The sequence below is a fragment of the Hymenobacter nitidus genome (genome assembly GCF_020447315.1).
Lineage (GTDB): Bacteria > Bacteroidota > Bacteroidia > Cytophagales > Hymenobacteraceae > Hymenobacter > Hymenobacter nitidus.
This window is the reverse complement of record NZ_JAJADQ010000001.1, coordinates 162,834-179,406: the sequence shown is the minus strand read 5'-3', so window position 1 is coordinate 179,406 and position 16,573 is coordinate 162,834. Positions and strand designations below refer to the sequence as shown.

Annotated in this window: 14 protein-coding genes and 1 riboswitch; of the genes, 4 read left to right on the top strand and 10 right to left on the bottom strand. The window is 61.9% G+C overall.

The window, feature by feature from the left end; translation table 11 throughout:
• From LGH70_RS00735 to LGH70_RS00695, 9 genes are all read right to left on the bottom strand, one after another.
• On the bottom strand, positions 1 to 966 hold the full coding sequence (locus tag LGH70_RS00735; RefSeq protein WP_226181732.1) for an AAA family ATPase: 966 nt from the start codon (positions 964 to 966) through the stop codon (positions 1 to 3).
• 126 nt (positions 967 to 1,092) lie between these two features.
• Positions 1,093 to 2,481 (bottom strand): peptidylprolyl isomerase, encoded by a 1,389-nt coding sequence (locus LGH70_RS00730; RefSeq protein ID WP_226181730.1) that lies wholly within the window; start codon positions 2,479 to 2,481, stop codon positions 1,093 to 1,095.
• Positions 2,482 to 2,747: 266 nt separating this feature from the next.
• A complete protein-coding gene (locus tag LGH70_RS00725; protein ID WP_226181728.1) occupies positions 2,748 to 5,051 on the bottom strand; it encodes a peptidylprolyl isomerase in 2,304 nt (767 codons plus the stop codon).
• Between the two features lie 170 nt (positions 5,052 to 5,221).
• Positions 5,222 to 5,587, bottom strand: coding sequence for an ATP-binding protein (locus LGH70_RS00720; RefSeq protein ID WP_348533728.1), 366 nt, complete (start codon positions 5,585 to 5,587; stop codon positions 5,222 to 5,224).
• A 67-nt stretch (positions 5,588 to 5,654) separates the two neighbouring features.
• On the bottom strand, positions 5,655 to 5,984 hold the full coding sequence (locus tag LGH70_RS00715; RefSeq protein WP_226181724.1) for an STAS domain-containing protein: 330 nt from the start codon (positions 5,982 to 5,984) through the stop codon (positions 5,655 to 5,657).
• 14 nt (positions 5,985 to 5,998) lie between these two features.
• Positions 5,999 to 8,095, bottom strand: a complete 2,097-nt coding sequence (locus LGH70_RS00710; RefSeq protein WP_226181723.1) for a GAF domain-containing SpoIIE family protein phosphatase — start codon at positions 8,093 to 8,095, stop codon at positions 5,999 to 6,001.
• A gap of 191 nt (positions 8,096 to 8,286) precedes the next feature.
• Complete coding sequence (gene guaB, locus LGH70_RS00705; protein WP_226181721.1) at positions 8,287 to 9,759, bottom strand: IMP dehydrogenase; 1,473 nt, start codon at positions 9,757 to 9,759, stop codon at positions 8,287 to 8,289.
• 467 nt (positions 9,760 to 10,226) lie between these two features.
• Positions 10,227 to 12,761 carry an ATP-dependent helicase HrpB gene (hrpB, locus tag LGH70_RS00700; protein ID WP_226181719.1) on the bottom strand — a complete coding sequence of 845 codons (2,535 nt, stop codon included), beginning with the start codon at positions 12,759 to 12,761 and terminating at the stop codon, positions 10,227 to 10,229.
• Between the two features lie 93 nt (positions 12,762 to 12,854).
• Positions 12,855 to 13,178, bottom strand: a complete 324-nt coding sequence (locus LGH70_RS00695) for a rhodanese-like domain-containing protein (protein WP_226181717.1) — start codon at positions 13,176 to 13,178, stop codon at positions 12,855 to 12,857.
• Positions 13,179 to 13,296: 118 nt separating this feature from the next.
• On the opposite strand from LGH70_RS00695, the gene pnuC reads away from it, so the two are divergent.
• Genes pnuC through LGH70_RS00675 form a run of 4 tightly spaced genes read left to right on the top strand, consistent with a single transcriptional unit; the run spans position 13,297 to position 15,811 of the window.
• Positions 13,297 to 13,926, top strand: a complete 630-nt coding sequence (gene pnuC, locus LGH70_RS00690; RefSeq protein WP_226181715.1) for a nicotinamide riboside transporter PnuC — start codon at positions 13,297 to 13,299, stop codon at positions 13,924 to 13,926.
• The gene (locus tag LGH70_RS00685; protein WP_226181713.1) at positions 13,926 to 14,474 is read left to right on the top strand and encodes an AAA family ATPase; all 549 of its coding nucleotides are present in this window, start codon (positions 13,926 to 13,928) and stop codon (positions 14,472 to 14,474) included. The genes pnuC and LGH70_RS00685 overlap by 1 nt, the downstream gene beginning before the upstream one ends.
• Positions 14,475 to 14,510: 36 nt before the next feature.
• Positions 14,511 to 15,398, top strand: coding sequence for an aldose 1-epimerase family protein (locus LGH70_RS00680; protein ID WP_226181711.1), 888 nt, complete (start codon positions 14,511 to 14,513; stop codon positions 15,396 to 15,398).
• Positions 15,398 to 15,811: a GNAT family N-acetyltransferase gene (locus LGH70_RS00675; protein WP_226181708.1), complete on the top strand. Its 414-nt coding sequence runs from the start codon at positions 15,398 to 15,400 to the stop codon at positions 15,809 to 15,811. The genes LGH70_RS00680 and LGH70_RS00675 overlap by 1 nt, the downstream gene beginning before the upstream one ends.
• Before the next feature lie 120 nt (positions 15,812 to 15,931).
• On the opposite strand, the gene LGH70_RS00670 is transcribed toward LGH70_RS00675, so the two are convergent.
• A complete protein-coding gene (locus LGH70_RS00670) occupies positions 15,932 to 16,174 on the bottom strand; it encodes a hypothetical protein (RefSeq protein WP_226181706.1) in 243 nt (80 codons plus the stop codon).
• A gap of 202 nt (positions 16,175 to 16,376) precedes the next feature.
• Positions 16,377 to 16,485, top strand: a riboswitch (TPP riboswitch).
• Positions 16,486 to 16,573: the final 88 nt, after the last annotated feature.

The following is a 16,573-nucleotide window of genomic DNA, read 5'->3' as shown; positions in this document are numbered from 1 at the left end:
CTAAAGCAATTCCTTGACGATTTGGTCGATGCTGATGCCTTCGGCTTCGGCCTTGAAGTTGCGCACCAGGCGGTGGCGCAGAATCGGGAGGGCAATGGCCTTCACGTCCTCAATATCGGGCGAATACTTGCCGTTGAGCAGGGCGTTGCACTTGGCTCCCACAATAAGGTGCTGCGAGGCCCGCGGCCCGGCGCCCCACTCCAGGAGCTGGCTCACGCGCGGAGCGGCCCGGTCGGTGTTGGGGCGGGTTTTGTGTACCAGGCTCACGGCATATTCCACCACGTTGTCGGCCACGGGTACGCGGCGCACCAAGTGCTGGAAGGCCTGAATATCGTCGGAATGCAAGATCTTGTTCACGCTCGGCTTGGTGTCCGAAGTCGTGTTCTTGACAATCTGCAGCTCGGCCTCGTAGCTGGGGTAGCCCAATTCGATGTTGAACATGAACCGGTCGAGCTGGGCTTCGGGCAGCGGGTAGGTGCCTTCCTGCTCAATCGGGTTCTGGGTGGCCAGCACGAAGAAGGGGCGCTCCAACGGATACCGTTTGCCGGCTACCGTCACCGAGTATTCCTGCATACTTTCCAGCAAGGCGGCCTGGGTTTTGGGCGGTGTCCGGTTGATTTCGTCGGCCAGCACGATGTTGGCAAACACGGGGCCTTTCACAAACTGGAAGTCGCGCTGCTGGTTCATCGTTTCCGAGCCCACGATGTCGGAGGGCATCAGGTCGGGCGTGAACTGAATCCGGTTGAACGACAGGTCGAGCGAGTCGGCAATAGTCTGAATCAGCAGGGTTTTGGCCAGGCCCGGCACGCCCACCAGCAGACAGTGGCCCTGGGAGAAAACGGCCGTCAGCACCAGCCGGACGACTTCATCCTGCCCGATAATGACCTTGCCGATTTCCTGGCGCAGCGTGCGGTAAGAGGCGGCCAGCGCGTCGGCGGCTTCCTTATCAGAAGAGAAAGTGCGCATGTAGGAGTGAAATGGTGGTTTAGTGAATTAGTAATTTAGCGACTTAGTGAGTTGTCGTTCCGCTGGCGCAATGCTGCGCGGTTTGAACCTAGAACTCACTAAGTCGCTAAATCACCAACTCACTACTTAGTAAACCGCGTCGAGCAGCTTGCAGTCGGCGTACTGGGGGTCGACCTCGAGGTAAACCGAGCCGCGGTTTTTTAGAAACCACTCGTCCAGCGCCTTGTTTTTCTTTTCGTTCAGGGCCGCCTGCGAGATTTTCTGGTAGTCGTCCTTCAGGTTGGCCTGGTGAGGCGGCGTGTTCGACTTCAGCCAGATGATGCGCATGGCGTCCTTGCCGTCGTCGGTGCGGTAGGGAAGGGGTGGGGTGATGTGGCCCACCTTCATGGTATCGATGGTGAAGAAAATAGCCGGGTCGAGCTTGTCGAGGGGCAGGTAGGAGCCACCATCCTGGCGGTTGGCCAGCAAGCCGCCGTTACCGCTGGTCTGCTTATCGTCGGAATTGTCTTTGGCTGCCTTGGCAAACGTAACGCTGTCGGCCAGAATCCGCTTGCGCAGCTTGGCAAGCTGGGTAGCGGCCTCATTCACGTCGTTGCCACCGGCGGCGGGCTTGAGCAGAATGTGGCGCGTGCTGTAGCTGTCGCCTTTGCGCTCGATAAGCTGAATCAGGTGAAAGCCGAACTGCGACTCTACGATGGGCGAGAGTTGGCCGGGCTCCAGGCGCAAAGCAGCGGCCTCGTACTCGGGCACCAACTCCTTGCGCTTGAAAAAGCCCAGGTAACCGCCCTGCGCCCCGGAGCCAGGGTCTTCGGAAAACTGCTTGGCCAGCGTCTCAAAGCTTTCCCCGGCCTGAATCCGGGCGCGCAGGTCGTTGAGCTTGGCGACGGTTTCCTGCTTGGCTTTGGGGTTCACCTGGGCCAGCTTCACAATCTGACCTACTTCCACTTCGGTCGAGAAATAGGGCAGGCTGTCTTTGGGAATGCGGCTGAAGTACTGGCGCACCTCGCGCGGCGTCACGGAGACTTTGCCGGCAATGGTTTCCTGCATCTTCTGCTGAATCAGCTGCTCTTTTACCTGGGGCCGCAGGTCGTCCTTGAGCTGCTTGATGGGCTTGTTGTAGTACTCCTCCAGCTTTTTCTCCGAGCCGATCTGCTGCACGAAGTACGCCATGCGGCGGTCCAGCTCATTTTTCACCTGGGCGTCTTCCACCACCACCGAGTCGGTTTCGGCTTTGGCCAGCATCAGCTTGTTGAGCACGATGCTCTGCAGGATTTTGCAGCGCAGATCCGGCGGCAGGGGCTTGCCCTGCGCCTGCTGCACCTGCTGCAGGTAGGCCAGCTCCAGGTCAGAGCGCAGCACAATCTGGTTGTCCACCTTCACGATGATGGCATCCGCCAGCTGCCGGCCCACGGGGCGGCCAATGCCGAGCTGGGCGAAACTAGTAGTAACGGTGCCAGCCAGCAAACCCATGCCAAGCAGGGCCACGCGGGCCGACGAACGAACGAATTGAATCATGGAATCGAAAAGAATAATGCCCGGGGCGGTAGTAGCTGAAGCACTTGCCCGAGCCAGTCGACTTCTGAAACGCAGAAAGTCGCCCGTAAATTTCAACATAAATCCTTTCTCCGGCAAAAACAACGGTTCAGCGGGCCGCTTCCAGCCGGTAAGTAACCTAAGGAGTCGGGGGCGGGGCCGCACGTTGCATGGGGCCGGATAGCAAAAAGAAGCCCCGGGGATGGCCGAGGCTTCTTGCTAGGGCAGCACCAAAAATTCCGGCGCCGTTATTTGGTCACGAGCTTGTCAACTTCACTCTGGTTGACTTTCACCGGGTATTGCTCCCGCAGCTGCGAAATCCACTGCTTCTCCAGGAAGTTCTGGTAGTCGGAAGTAGCTTGGCCGCGGGCTTCGGCCAGCGTCTTGGGGCCGGCGGGCAGCACTTTGTCGATGGTCACGGCGTAGTAGCGGCCGTCTTTGTTGACAGTGTAGGTGCCGGGGCCTTTGCTCATCAGCTCATCCACCACCTTGTTGTCGCCTTTCTGGAAGCTACGCTGCTGAATCTGCACGGCCAGCGGGTTCTGCTCGTTCAGGCTTTCTTCCAGGGCCGAGGGGCTGGTGCTAATCATCGACAGCAGCGCCGAGCCATCAGCCGAAGCCGCTTTGCTGGTCGTAGTCTTGATGCGGCGGGCTGGTACCCCGGCTTTGTTGGTGAAGTAGTTTTTCACGCTGTTGGCCCGGGCGGCGGCCAACGTGGCGGCTTCACCACGCTTGGTGCGGCCCGTGACGGTCAGCGTCAGCGTCGTATCGGTTTGCAGGCGGCTGGCCAGGCGGTCCAGATTGGCCCAGTTGGCTTTGATAACGGCGGACTTGCCGGCCAGGAACACGACCGTCGGGGGGACAACGCGCTTTACTTCGTAGCGGCCGGCCTTGAGCTGGGTCTGGGCCTGATTCAACAGTTGGGGCGTGGCGGCGCTGATAACGGTGCCCTGCACGCGGGGCTCCCACTGGTATTTGCTCTGGTTGTCGGCAAAGAACTTCTGCAGGCCCACGGTGTCCTCAATGGCCTTGGACCACACTTTCTCGTCCATCAGTTGGAACAAGAGAATACCGTCGCGGTACTCTTTTACCAGCATGCGGTAGTCTTCGTACTTGGTTTCCAGGTTGGCCTTCTCGAAGTCGGTCAGCGTCTGGTCCACGTACTGGTCGTAGAGCTGCTGCATGGTGAAGCGCGGGTCGGCTCCGGCCTTAGCGCGCTGGTTCTGCTGCACGTAGGCCAGGAAATCCTTCACTGGGTAGGCTTTGCCCTTGATGGTAAACAGCGGCGCGTTGCCGTCCGGGGTCTTGCTGGCCTTCGTAGCCGGTGCCGGTGCCGTGTACTTGAAGCGGCCGTTCACCAGCGACGTGTCGGCTTTGGCAAAGGCGTAGTCCTTGCCGGCCTGGTTTTCGGTGAACTGATTTTCGGTGCGGATGCGCTTGAGGAAGGCCGTGCGGTTCAGTTCCGAGCGGGAATCCTTGGATACTTTGCTCTTGAGCGAGGCTTCCATGTCCTCAAACTTGGGCACGGGCTGCTTTTCCACCAGCTTGATGAGGTGCCAGCCGTAGGGCGTCTGCACGGGTGCCGACAGGTCGCCGGGCTTCTGTAGCTTGAAGGCCGCTTCCTCGAAAGACGGAATCATGCGGCCGGTGCCGAAGGGTGGCAGCTCGCCGCCATTGGCCGCCGAGCCGGCATCTTCCGAAAACTGGGCTACCAGCTTGTCCCAGGACTCGTTGCGCTGCAGGCGGCTGTAGATTTCGTCAATCTTTTTCTTGGCCGTCACCGAGTCGGCCTTGGGCATGCCGGGCGTGGCCCGAATCATGAGGTGGGCCACTTTGATTTCGCCCTGGGCCGTACGCACATCGTTCACCTTGATGATGTGGTAGCCAAAGCGGGTGCGCACCGGCGGCGACACCTCGCCCACCTTGGTGCGGTAGGCCGCCGACTCGAAGGGGTACACCATCTGCATGGCCGTGAAGTAGCCCAGCTTGCCGCCGTTGTCGCGGGCCGAAGGGTCTTCGGAAGTTTCGGCCGCCACTTTATTGAAGTCTTCGCCGCCGGTTACCCGCTGGCGCAGAGCCATAATCTTGTTGTAAGCGGCCAGCGTATCGGCCGGGGAAGCGTCGGGCGCCAGGCGCAGCAGAATGTGGGAGGCGCTTACCTCCTTGCTCATCCGGTCGTAGGCCTCGCGCACCAGCTGGTCGGTTACGCTTTTCTCCGTGAGGTAGGGCTGGGCCAGCTGCTGCTTGTAGCCCTCCAGCTCACGCTTGAAGGCCTGGGTGGTATCGAGGCCGCGCTGCTCGGCTTCCAGCACCTTCAGCTTGAAGTTGGTGTACAGGTCCAGGTATTCCTGCACGCTGGGCCGGGTGCCGAACTCCGGCGCCGAGCCATTGTTTTTGCGGTACACGTAGGCAAACTCCCCGGCGGGCACCTCGTGGGTGCCAAGCGTTTCAACAATGGGTTGTTTGGCCGTGGTAGTCGATTTGGTAGTCTGGCAGCCAGCGGCCAGCAGTGCAGCGGCCAGCGGGCCGGCGTACAAAATGCGTTTGTGCATACAAAAAATAAGATACTACAAAGCGTACAGCCATCGTAACACGTTAGGACGGAGGGCTGACTGACGCAATTTTACGCATTTTTTTCGGCCCGCCGCTGCCGACTTTGCCTGGTAGTGGGCATAAAAAAAGCACTTCGGGAGGGAAGTGCTTTTTTCGGTGGGTTTCAGGCTCACACGATACGCTTATACAGCCGACAGACGTTGTGGTCCCCGGTGGTGGTAAACTCCACGCGGTCCATAATGCGGTTGACGAGCGTCATGCCCACGCCGCCTTTTTTGCCGATGCGGATGTGTTCCTGCAGGTCGGGCTCCTTGTAGAGCGAGGGCTGGTAGGAAGATTTGCTGTCGTCCTCGATTTCAATCTCGAAAACCTGCTTATCGACGCCCAGGCGCAGGTTCAGGAACTGCGACTCATCTTCGTGGTTGGCGTGGATAATCAGGTTAGCAACGACCTCGTCGACGGCCAGGATAATCTGGTTCAACTGCAAATCCGACAGGGCGTAAGCCGCCAGGTAGGCGCTTACAAAATCGCGCACTACTTTCAGGTTATGGCGGCTGCAACTGATACGGATTGCGTTTTTCATTCCCTCCTGTACTCCTGGCTTAGAGAGCGGTGGCTTCGGCCTCCGACGGCACGATGGTCATCAGAGCGTCGAGGCCCAGAATCTCGAACACGTTATGCACTTTCTCCTGCATGTTGAAGAATACCAGCTTTACGTTGGCATCCTGAAAACGCTGCAAATGAGAGATAAAAACGCCCAGGCCCGCGGAAGAAATATAATTCAGGCGCTGGCAGTCGATCAGCACTTTCTTGTAATCCAGCACTTCGGGCTTGGTCAGCTCGCTGTCCAGCAACACGGACGAGCTGGCGTCCAGTTCGCCATCCAGGCTCAGGGTGAGGGTATTCTCGGTAGTTTGTTGATTTATTTTCATGCCTCCACTGTACGTTAGTTAGTTGCTTCTGGTTGAGCTGCTTTGAACTTGATGACCAGCAACGTCTGGTCGTCGTGCATGGGCTGGCCCTTGCTGAACTCGTTCAGGTCGTCCAGGATGTGCTGCTTGATTTCGTCGGCTTCGAGGTAATAGGTATGCTCGAGCTGCTGCTTGAGGCGTTCCTCGCCATACTCTTCCTGGCCCGCCCCGCGCGCTTCCACGATGCCGTCGGTGTAAATCACCATTACGTCGCCGGGGTTGTAGTCGTAGAACTGGTTCTTGATGTGCTTCTCGTAGGAATCGTTGCGGATGATGCCCAGCCCCAGCCCCGCCGTGCGGAAGTACGATACTTCCTCCTTGATGGAATGGTAGTAGAGCGTGTGGCAGTGGCCGGCGCGGGCAAACACGAAGCCCCCGTGCTCGTAATCGACGATATAAAGGGCGGCGGTAATGAAGGACGACTTTTCCAGGCAGTGAGTCAGGGCCTGGTTGGCCATGGCCATAAACTTGCTGGGCACCGGAAACTTCTCCCGCTCGTTCTTGGCCAGCGGGTTTTCCTGCATCAGGGCGTGAAAAATTCCCTTCATCTGCGCCATGTGGAAGGCCGCCGTAATGCCTTTGCCCGACACGTCGCCGATGAGAATGGCGAGGCGTTTGCCGGGCAGATGCAGAAAGTCATAGAAGTCGCCGCCGACTTCCTTGGCCGCCAGAGCGTGGGAGCCGATTTCAAACCAGTTGTCAATCGGCAGATCTTTCGGAATCAGGCTGTCCTGCACCGAAGAGGCGATTTTCAATTCCTCTTTCACCCGCTCGTTCTGGATGGAGGCCGCCACCAGCTGCAGGTTTTCGATGCTGAGCACCGTCTGGCTGGTGAAGGTCTGGAGCATGCCCAGATTTTCCCGGTCGAAGCCCTGGCGCTGCTCCTTCAGCATGTAGAGCGACCCATATTGGCGTTTGGCCGAGCGCATGGGCATCACAATCAGGGAGCCGTAGGGCAGCTCCAGATTGCGGAAGCCACTGCTGTTGGGCAGGTCGTTGTTGAGGTACTCAATCTGACCCAGGTTGTAGTCGGTGAGCAGGACGCGAATGGCCTGCACGTGCTCCTCGCTTACGTTGAAGCGCTGGGCCATGTGCAGCTCGCCCTCGGTTTCGATGTCGAGCCAGGCGGCATCCGCTTCCACGGTCTGAATGGCGGCCTCAAACAGCATCTGGTACACTTCCTCCTCGCTCTGACCTTTCTGAATCAGCTGAGTGAGGCGCTGCAGGCTGAGAATTTCCTCCCGCTTCTGCTCAAACACGCCCGCTGTCGGCAGGTTGAAAAACGTCACGAGCAGGCCCGCCAGGGAGTAGAAGCTGGCGAAGAAGACGGTAAGCAGCAGAAACGCGTGCTGGGGCTCGGGCGCTACCAGCTTGGGGTCCTTGGCAATGCGCAGAAAGTAGATGGTAAAGATGCCCAGGCACAGCAGCAGGGCCAGCTGCAGAAACACGACTTCCCACTTCTGGCGCCGGTTCAGGTAGGCCACCCACTTCTGGTTGCCGCTCAGGTACACGCCAAACACGGCCAGCCCGCCCATAATAAAGTAGGCTACCGGCATGGGTGGCGTCCAGGCAAACAGGCGAAACAGCAGGGTGGTGCCCAGCAGCACTTCAAACCAGAGCCAGTCGCGGCGCAGGCGGGCCGTAGACCGGAACAGGACCAAGGAGCGCCAGGAATAGTTGGTGTAGGCCAGGAAAATGACGAACAGCGCCAGATTAATGGTATAGATACCGGCAAACAGCAGTCGGTCGGTGGTGGGGTGCTCGTACTGAATCAGCCGCTCGGCCAAGTGCAGAGCTACGCACACGGTTGCCAGCACGCCGGGCCCGAGCACCAGGCGCCGCAGCAAACCCACGAAATCGGTGCCCCGCAACGGGTCGGGCTGGCTGCGCTGGTAGATAAACACGCCGGCTACGAAGGCGGCCTGGGCCAGCAGCGTTACCCACTCGGGGGGCAGCCCCACGCGGGCGGCGGCCTCCGGACTGGCTTGCAACAGGGTACTGATAAGCAGTATCAACCAGCTCAGCACGGTGAAGGGCAATACAATAGCTTTCAGCTTCTGTCGGAAGGGCATGAATAGGAATAAAATACGAACGGCGCCGCCGGGCAAACGGCGCCCGCAATGTACCCGCAAGATACAGCCGGATTAACAAATCGGCCTACCGGCTTTTCAGCGGCCGGAATTTCGCCTGCGAAAATGCAAAAAAAGAAGCCAACTGTTCGTCCGGACAGTTGGCTTCCTTATACAAAAACGGACCGGAAAGGTTAGCGGCTGCTGTAGTTGGGCGCTTCCCGGGTTATCTGCACGTCGTGGGGATGACTCTCGCGCAGGCCGGCCCCGGTGATGCGCACCATCTGGGCCTGCTGCAGCTCTTCGATGCTGGCCGCGCCGCAGTAGCCCATGCCGGCCCGCAAACCGCCCGCCAGCTGATACAGCACTTCGCTGGCCGCGCCCTTGAACGGCACCCGGCCCACGATGCCCTCGGGCACCAGCTTCTTCACGTCGTCTTCGGCGTCCTGGAAGTAGCGGTCCTTGGAGCCGTCTTCCATGGCTTCTACCGAACCCATGCCGCGGTACGACTTGTATTTGCGGCCCTCGTAGAGCGTTACTTCACCCGGGGCCTCCTCAGTACCAGCCAGCAAGGAGCCCACCATAATAGAGGAAGCACCGCCGGCCAGGGCCTTCACCGCGTCGCCGCTGAACTTCACGCCGCCGTCAGCAATGAGGGGCACTCCGGTGCCTTCCAGGCCCTTAGCGGCTTCCATCACGGCCGACAGCTGGGGCACGCCGATACCGGCAATAATACGGGTGGTGCAGATAGAGCCGGGGCCTACGCCGACTTTCACGGCATCGGCCCCGGCATCGGCCAGGGCGCGGGCCCCGGCGGCCGTGGCCACGTTGCCGGCAATTACTTCCAGTTTCGGAAAGCGGGCCTTGATGCTGCGCACGGCATCGAGCACGCCTTTGCTGTGGCCATGGGCCGTATCCACGCTCACCACGTCCACACCGGCCTCCACCAGGGCGGCTACGCGGTCCAGCAGGTCGGGGGTGACGCCCACGGCAGCGCCCACGCGCAGACGGCCGAATTCATCCTTGCAGGCATTGGGGCTGCGGCGGCGCTTGCGAATGTCGCGGTAGGTAATCAGGCCCACCAGGCGGCCTTCGGTGTCTACTACGGGCAGCTTTTCTACTTTCGAGTCTTGCAGAATCTCTTCGGCGTGGGCCAGCTCGGTGCCGGCATTGGCCGTGACGAGCTTATCCTTGGTCATGACCTCCGAGACGGGGCGGTCCATGTCCTTCTCGAAGCGCAGGTCGCGGTTGGTCAGGATACCCTTGAGGCGGCGCTGGCCGTCCACGATTGGGATGCCGCCAATCTTGTTGTCGCGCATCAGGCGCTTGGCGTCGCCGAGGGAGGCGTTTTCTTCCAGCGTGAACGGGTCCAGAATCATCCCGCTCTCCGAGCGTTTCACGCGGCGCACCAGCTCGGCCTGGGCCTTGATGCTCATGTTCTTGTGGATGATGCCGATGCCGCCTTCCTGGGCCAGGGCAATGGCCATTTCCGCTTCCGTAACGGTATCCATGGCGGCCGAGACGAACGGCAGCTTCAGGCGGATGTTGCGGGTAAGCTGGGAGCTGGTGTCCGCGTCGCGGGGCAATACCTCCGAGTAGGCAGGTAGCAGCAGGACGTCGTCGTAGGTAAGGGCCTCGAAGGCAATTTTGGGCAGCGCGTTGGCCATGGCAATAAGATGATTAGGTACCGCTTATTGCCGGGTAAAGCTACGAGGAAAAGTTGGGTAAGTGTATGTTAAGCTTTGAGAATGGGCATAATTCAGCCGGTCGGCCAGCATCGGCGGACAGCTAAAACGTTAGAAAAGCCGGCCGGGTAAATACTCAGTAAAGAGTTTAGAATACCTGCTGAACATGGTTATATACAATTTCCTGGCACGGATGGGCCAGGATTTTCAGGCCGGCTTCCGAGAAGCTACCGAGAACCTACAGCGAAGGTAGCCCGAAGGCAGCATCTGGGAGATGTGCTAAAAACGTTTTCGGCTTGCCGGTATGCAGACCAGCCGAAATACGGGAACGATGTAGAGACGTACCCTTGCATCTGGCCGTTGAACGACACTCGTTAGAATGGCGCGGCCGAAGAGACGCAAATATGCGTCTCTGCATCGTTCGGAGGGTTCGTAAGCTAACCTCAAAACTACCCCGGGCGCTTCTTGGTGCCGCGGGTGGCGGGGGCTTCCAGCGGGTTGTCGGGCCAGTGGTGCTTGGGGTAGCGGCCCCGCAAATCCTTGCGCACCTCGAAGTAGCCGGTGGTCCAGAAGCTGCGCAGGTCGCGCGTGACCTGCACCGGCCGCCGCGCCGGCGACAACAGGTGCAGGGTGAGTGGCACTTTGCCGTTGCCGACCGTGGGCGTGTCGAGCAGGCCGAATACTTCCTGCAGGCGCACGGCCAGCACCGGAGCTTCGGGATTAGCGTAGTCGAGGGTGATGTGGGAGCCGCTGGGCACCGTACAGTGGGCAGGGGCCAGCCGGTTCAGCTCCTGCTGCTGGGTCCAGCCTCCGGGTAGCCAGTTCAGTAAGGCCTCGCCCAAGGGCAGGCGGTTTACCTCGGCCATCGTGCGCACCCCATCCAGATAGGGTCCTAGCCACTCGGGCAAGTCTTCCAGCAGGGCCTCGTCCGACACATCGGGCCACTCGGCCGGGGCCAGGTGGTGGGCAAACGCCAGCCGCTCGCGCACCTGCCGGGCCTCCTCGGACCACGGCAAACGGGCTACGCCACCCAGGCGCAAACCCTCCAGCAGCGCCGCGGCCACGGCCTCGGAGCTTGGCTGGCTCAGCTGGCTTTCGGAGAGCGTAACGGCGCCTAGCCGCCGGATTCGGCGGGCCACCACGCGGCCGGCCGCGGCATCCCAGCGGACTTCCTCCAGGGCCTCAATCAGCGGGGCAAAGTGCTGCTCCAACTCTTCCCGGTCGACGGGGGCGGCCAGGGCAGCCCGAGGGGCGTGGGGTGGGCCGTCGAGGTGGGCAATGGCGAAAAATGGGGTACCCTGGCTGAAATACTCGGCCGGTAAGGCGGCCCGCTGCCCGGTGATGAGGCGCACCCGCTCGGGCGTTTCGCGCTGGGCCAGCCGGTCGGGATAGGCCAGGGCCGCCAGCAGGCCGGCCGCGTCGGGCTCGAGGGCGGTGTCGCGGATGTGGGCACGGTTGCGCAGCACGGCCGCCGCTTCGCGCACCCGGCGCACGGCACCGGCATCGGGCACGAGGCCCGGCAGCGGGGCCCGGCCGGTGCTGAGGGCTTCCACCCGCAGGCGCAGGTCGGGTGGGGCCGGGGTGCCGTCGGGCAGGCGCAGGATGTCGCGCTCGGTGAGCAAGGCCGCCAGGGCGCAGGCGGTGGCGCCGTGCCCCACTTCCTTGCCCCGAATCACGAGGTGGCCCAGGCGCGGAATCAGGCCCAGTCCGGCCAGGGCCCGGCCGTGCGGCGTTGGCTGACCTTCTTTGCTCAGGGCCCCGAGGCGCACCAGCAGCTCGCGGGCCTGAGCCAAAGCGGCCGCGGGCGGGGCATCGAGCCAGCGCAGGGCGGCGGGGTCGTGGGTGCCCCAGAGGGCCAGCTCCAGGGCTAAGCCGCTGAGGTCGGCCGTCAGGATTTCGGGGGGCAGGTGGGCCGGACGCAGGGCGTGTTCGGCTTCGGTCCAGAGCCGGTAGCAGGTGCCGGGCCCCAAGCGGCCGGCCCGGCCCCGGCGCTGGTCGGCGGCGGCCTGGCTGACGGGTACGGTGGCCAGCGTAGTCAGGCCGGTGCGGGGCTCGAACTGCGGCACGCGGGCGTAGCCGCCATCCACCACAATCTGCACGCCCTCGATGGTGAGGCTGGTTTCGGCAATGCTGGTGGCCAGCACAATCTTGCGGCGCCCTCGCGGGGCCGGACGCAGGGCGGCATCCTGCTGCTCGGCGGGCAGCTCGCCGTGCAGCACATGAATATCGGTAGTAGCCGAAACGGCCCCGGCCAGCTTTTCGGCCGTGCGGCGCTGGTCGGCCAGGCCGGGCAAGAATACCAGCACGTCGCCTTCCGCGTGTTTGTGCAGGGCTTCGCGCACCAAAGCCGGGGTGAGGTCGGCCAACCGCTCATTGGGCCGGCTGCCGGCCGCAGCCACCCGGGCCGGCGACAGATACTGGGTGGAAACCGGGTGCAGTAGGCCCGCGCTGCGCACTACCGGCGCTTTCAGCCAAGCCCCGAGCCGCTCGGCTTCCAGCGTGGCACTCATAATGAGCAGGCGCAGGTCGGGGCGGAGCACGGCCTGGGCATCCAGGGCCAGGGCCAGGCCAAGGTCGGCTTGCAGGCTCCGCTCGTGGAACTCATCGAAAAGCACGGCCGCCACGCCTTCCAGGGCGGGGTCGTCCTGGAGCATGCGGGTCAGAATGACTTCGGTGGCTACCTCAATGCGGGTTTGGGCCGAGACGCGGCTTTCGAGGCGGACGCGGTAGCCTACGGTCTGGCCCACCGGCTCGCCCAGGATGCTGGCCATGCGGGCGGCGGCGGCGCGGGCGGCCAGGCGGCGGGGCTCCAGCACGATGATGCGGCCGGTGGGCGGCATCCAGGGGGCGTCGAGCAGGGCCAGGGGCACCACGGTGGTTTTGCCCGCGCCGGGCGGGGCCTGCAGTACGGCGCAGTTGGTAGCAGCCAGCGTGGCGAGCAGCTCGGGCAGGGCCGCGCAAATGGGAAGATCGGGCAGGCGCAAACGGTGAGATAGTGAAAAGGTGAAAAGGTGAGTTTGCTGTGCTGCTACTGTGGACGGCCCTCACCATGTCACCATCTCACTAGTTCCCCAAAATTAGTACACCGGCACTGTGGGGTCGACGCGCACCGACCAGGCGTGGATGCCGCCGCGCAGGTTCAGCAGGTTGCTCAGGCCGTGGCGGTGCTGCAGGAACGAAAGGGCCTGGGCCGAGCGCACGCCGTGGTGGCAGATGAGCACCACGGTCCGGTCGTTAGCCAGCTCTTCCCAGCGCTTCGGAATCTCGCCTAAAGGGATAAGCAGGCTGTCGGGCAGGTGGCAATACTCGTATTCCATGGGCTCCCGCACGTCGAGCAGTTGCAGGTCCTGGCCCTGTTGCAGGCGGGCGTGCAGGTCTTCGGGGGTGATGTCGGGGAGCATAGGGGCAAGAAGCAAAATTGTGGTAGAGCCCGTAAAATTAGCGGGTGTCTGGTTAGCTTTGGCCCGCCCCGGTAGTGCCGGCCCTGTTCTTTTCCTCCGCCGCCAACTCATTTCCTCTTTGCTACATTCCCTCTACGAGTTCTGGACCTCAGCCGCCGGCAATACGCCCCTGGAGTGGGTGGCCGTGCTGACCGGCTTTGCCTGCGTGTGGCTGGCCGCCCGCGAGTCGATCTGGAATTTCCCGGTGGCCATCATCAGCTGTGCCTTGTTTATCGTGGTGTACTACCGCGCTCAGCTGTATTCCGACAGTATGCTGCAGGTCTTTTTCATCCTGATGGGCGTCTACGGCTGGTACGAGTGGCTGTACGGCGGGGCCCGTAAGTCGGCGCTGGTCGTTACCCGCACCCGCCGCTGGGAGTGGGTGGCCGTGGTCCTGGGCATAGCGGCTTTCACGCTCGGGTTCGGCTATTATCTGCAGCACCACACCGATGCCGCCCTGCCGCACTGGGACAGTTTCACAACGGCCGGCAGCATGGGCGCCCAGTATCTGCTGACTCGTAAGCGCCTGGAAAACTGGTTGATATGGATTGTGGTCGATATTATCTACGTGCCGATTCTGTGGTACAAGGATTTGTATGCAGTCAGTGGCCTGTATGCCGTGTACCTGGTGCTGGCCGTGTATGGCTACGTGGAGTGGCGCCGGGCCGCCCGGCTGGCTGCTTCTCCCGTTCCTCTCACTTCCGCCTGATGCTGCGCGTTGCCCTCACCGGCCCCGAATCGACGGGCAAAACCACGCTCAGCCGCCAGCTGGCCGAGCATTACCAGACGACCTGGGCCCCGGAATACGCCCGCGAGTATTTGGAAAAGCACGGCCCGGCCTACACCCTGGAAGACCTGGAGCATATTGCCCGGGGCCAGGTGGCGGCCGAGGAAGCGGCTGCCGCCCAGGCCCGCCGCGTGTTCTTCTGCGACACCGATCTGCTGGTGATTAAGGTCTGGGCTGAACACGCTTTCGGGCAGTGCCCCGAGTGGGTGAAGCACCGGATTCAGCAGCAGCACTACGACCTGGTGTTGCTGCTGGGTATTGAGATTCCCTGGGAAGCCGACCCGCTGCGGGAGCACCCCAACCACCGGCAGTATTTCTATTCCATCTACCACACGGAGCTGAGCAGCCAGATGTCCAATTTCGCCGAAATCAGCGGCTCGCCCCAGGAACGGCTGGAGCAGGCCTGCTTCTACGTGGATGCCCTGCTGGCCGAAAAAAACCGCCCCGCCCCGCTGCCCACCGCAGTTTAAGCGTAGAACCGGGTTTGGCTGAACCAATTTACCGCTATGACCTATTCGCTCGAAAATGACTACTGCCGCATTGGGGTGAACACGCACGGCGCTGAGCTGTGCAGCCTGGTGCGCAAGGATTTGCCCGAAGCTCCCGGGCTGGAGTACATCTGGCCCGCCGAAGCCGCTGTATGGGCCCGGCACGCGCCGGTGCTCTTTCCCATCGTGGGCCGCCTGCCCCAGGATACCTACCGGCACCAGGGCCAGGACTACCAGTTGCCCCAGCACGGCTTTGCCCGGGACCGGGAATTCATGCTGGCCGGGCAAACCGCCGATGAGCTGACCTTCGAGCTGCAAGCCGATGAAGCCAGCCGCGCCCAGTACCCGTTCGAGTTTGTGCTGCGCATCACCTACCAGCTGCGGGCGGCCACGCTCACGGTGCGCTGGCAGGTGCATAATCCCGCCCCGGCCGCCGAGCTGCTGTTCAGCATCGGGGCCCACCCGGCGTTCCGCTGCCCCCTGATGCTGGAGGAGAAGTTCGAGGACTACTTCTTCCACTTCGACCACCCCGTCACGCTGGAGCGGCACCTGCTCGACGGCGGCCTGCTGAACGGCCAGACGGCACCCGTGCTGCGCCAGGAAACCGAAATGCCGCTCACCTACGACCTGTTTGCCCACGACGCGCTGGTGTTTAAGCACTTCGACTTCACCCACCTCACCCTGCGCAGCTTTACCTCCGACCGCAGCGTGCGTATGCGCTTCGACGGGTTTCCCTACCTGGGCCTCTGGACCAAGGGCCCCGGGGCGGCCTTTGTCTGCATCGAGCCCTGGCAGGGTATTGCCGGCAGCGTGGGCGGCCCCACCGAACTGGCCGACAAAGAAGGTATTCTCAGCCTCGGGCCCGGCCAGGAATACCAAGCCGAATACTCGATAACCGTGGGCTGATGACTAGGCCGGCAATACACCGCATCGAGGCCGCCGAAACGTATCCGCTGCGCCACTCAGTGCTGTGGCCCGACAAGCCCTACGACTACGTGCAGGTCGAAAATGACGCGGAAGGCCAGCACTTCGGCGCCTTTGTGGCAGAAGAGCTGGTGGCCGTTATTTCGCTGTTTGTAACAGGGCCCAACGCCCGGTTTCGCAAGTTTGCCACTCACCCGGCCTACCAGCGCCAGGGCATCGGCTCGGAGCTGCTACACCGGGTGATAGAGCAGGCCCGCCAACTGGGAGCCCGCAGCCTGTGGTGCGACGCCCGCCAGGAGGCCACCGAATTTTACCACCGCTTCGGAATGCAGCCGGAAGGAGACGTTTTTTACAAAGGGGACATTCCGTACCGGCGCATGCATCTGGCGCTGTAAGAAGCAGAACTTACGGGTAGACAAAAGCGGCCTTTTCGCTTCCGCGCCACTGGTATCAGCCACGATGCACCAGGGCGGAAGGCAAAAAGGCCGCTTTGTTTGAGAAGGTAAGCTGGCGGCTCAGAGTGTAATGGTTTCCAGGGGCCGGACGGGCACCGACGGGCGGCCGTAATCAGGCTCCCAGTCGTTGATGGGACGGGAGATGCCCGGGGGCAGATCCAGGTCGGGCAGGCCGTCGTCGAGGGGCTCACCGCCGTCATCGTCGCCGTCGGTGTAGGGCGGCTGCTGATAGCGGTGGCGCGGGGCCACGATAAAGTAGGCCAGGATGGCAAAAACCACGAGCGTATAGACGAGGCTGATCATGGCGGAGAGAAAGCTAAAGGCGACGGAAAGAGCAGAGCCGACGGGCTTTGAAAAGGTAACGGAGCGTACCGGGTGGATGTTTTCGGATGCCGTAATTTTTCGCCTATACCCAGCGGCTAGCCTAATATAGTTGATTATCAAGCCAAAGTAAAGCTCTACCGTATTCGATTTGGAACTCCCCGCCGGGCGCTCTAGCTTTGCAGCATAGTTTTAGGGGTGCCCTACCAGCGGCTTGCTGCCGTGGGGCTGAGATCATACCCATTGAACCTGCCCGGGTAATGCCGGCGAAGGGAACAAACGATCCGCGAGCGTGAAAACCCGTTGTGCCGACCCCTGGCGCAGGGCCCGTTCCATTTTTTTCTTTTTTCATCCTTGAAAAATGTATTGGTTTTGGCTGGC

Bases quoted from the DNA above. Each gene is read 5' to 3' on its own strand.
- LGH70_RS00670 (WP_226181706.1), bottom strand. From the start codon at position 16,174: ATGATCAGCCTCGTCTATACGCTCGTGGTTTTTGCCATCCTGGCCTAC.
- guaB (WP_226181721.1), bottom strand. From the start codon at position 9,759: ATGGCCAACGCGCTGCCCAAAATTGCCTTCGAGGCCCTTACCTACGAC.
- LGH70_RS00725 (WP_226181728.1), bottom strand. From the start codon at position 5,051: ATGCACAAACGCATTTTGTACGCCGGCCCGCTGGCCGCTGCACTGCTG.
- LGH70_RS00680 (WP_226181711.1), top strand. From the start codon at position 14,511: ATGACCTATTCGCTCGAAAATGACTACTGCCGCATTGGGGTGAACACG.
- LGH70_RS00695 (WP_226181717.1), bottom strand. From the start codon at position 13,178: ATGCTCCCCGACATCACCCCCGAAGACCTGCACGCCCGCCTGCAACAG.
- LGH70_RS00685 (WP_226181713.1), top strand. From the start codon at position 13,926: ATGCTGCGCGTTGCCCTCACCGGCCCCGAATCGACGGGCAAAACCACG.
- LGH70_RS00710 (WP_226181723.1), bottom strand. From the start codon at position 8,095: ATGCCCTTCCGACAGAAGCTGAAAGCTATTGTATTGCCCTTCACCGTG.
- LGH70_RS00735 (WP_226181732.1), bottom strand. From the start codon at position 966: ATGCGCACTTTCTCTTCTGATAAGGAAGCCGCCGACGCGCTGGCCGCC.
- LGH70_RS00730 (WP_226181730.1), bottom strand. From the start codon at position 2,481: ATGATTCAATTCGTTCGTTCGTCGGCCCGCGTGGCCCTGCTTGGCATG.
- LGH70_RS00675 (WP_226181708.1), top strand. From the start codon at position 15,398: ATGACTAGGCCGGCAATACACCGCATCGAGGCCGCCGAAACGTATCCG.
- LGH70_RS00715 (WP_226181724.1), bottom strand. From the start codon at position 5,984: ATGAAAATAAATCAACAAACTACCGAGAATACCCTCACCCTGAGCCTG.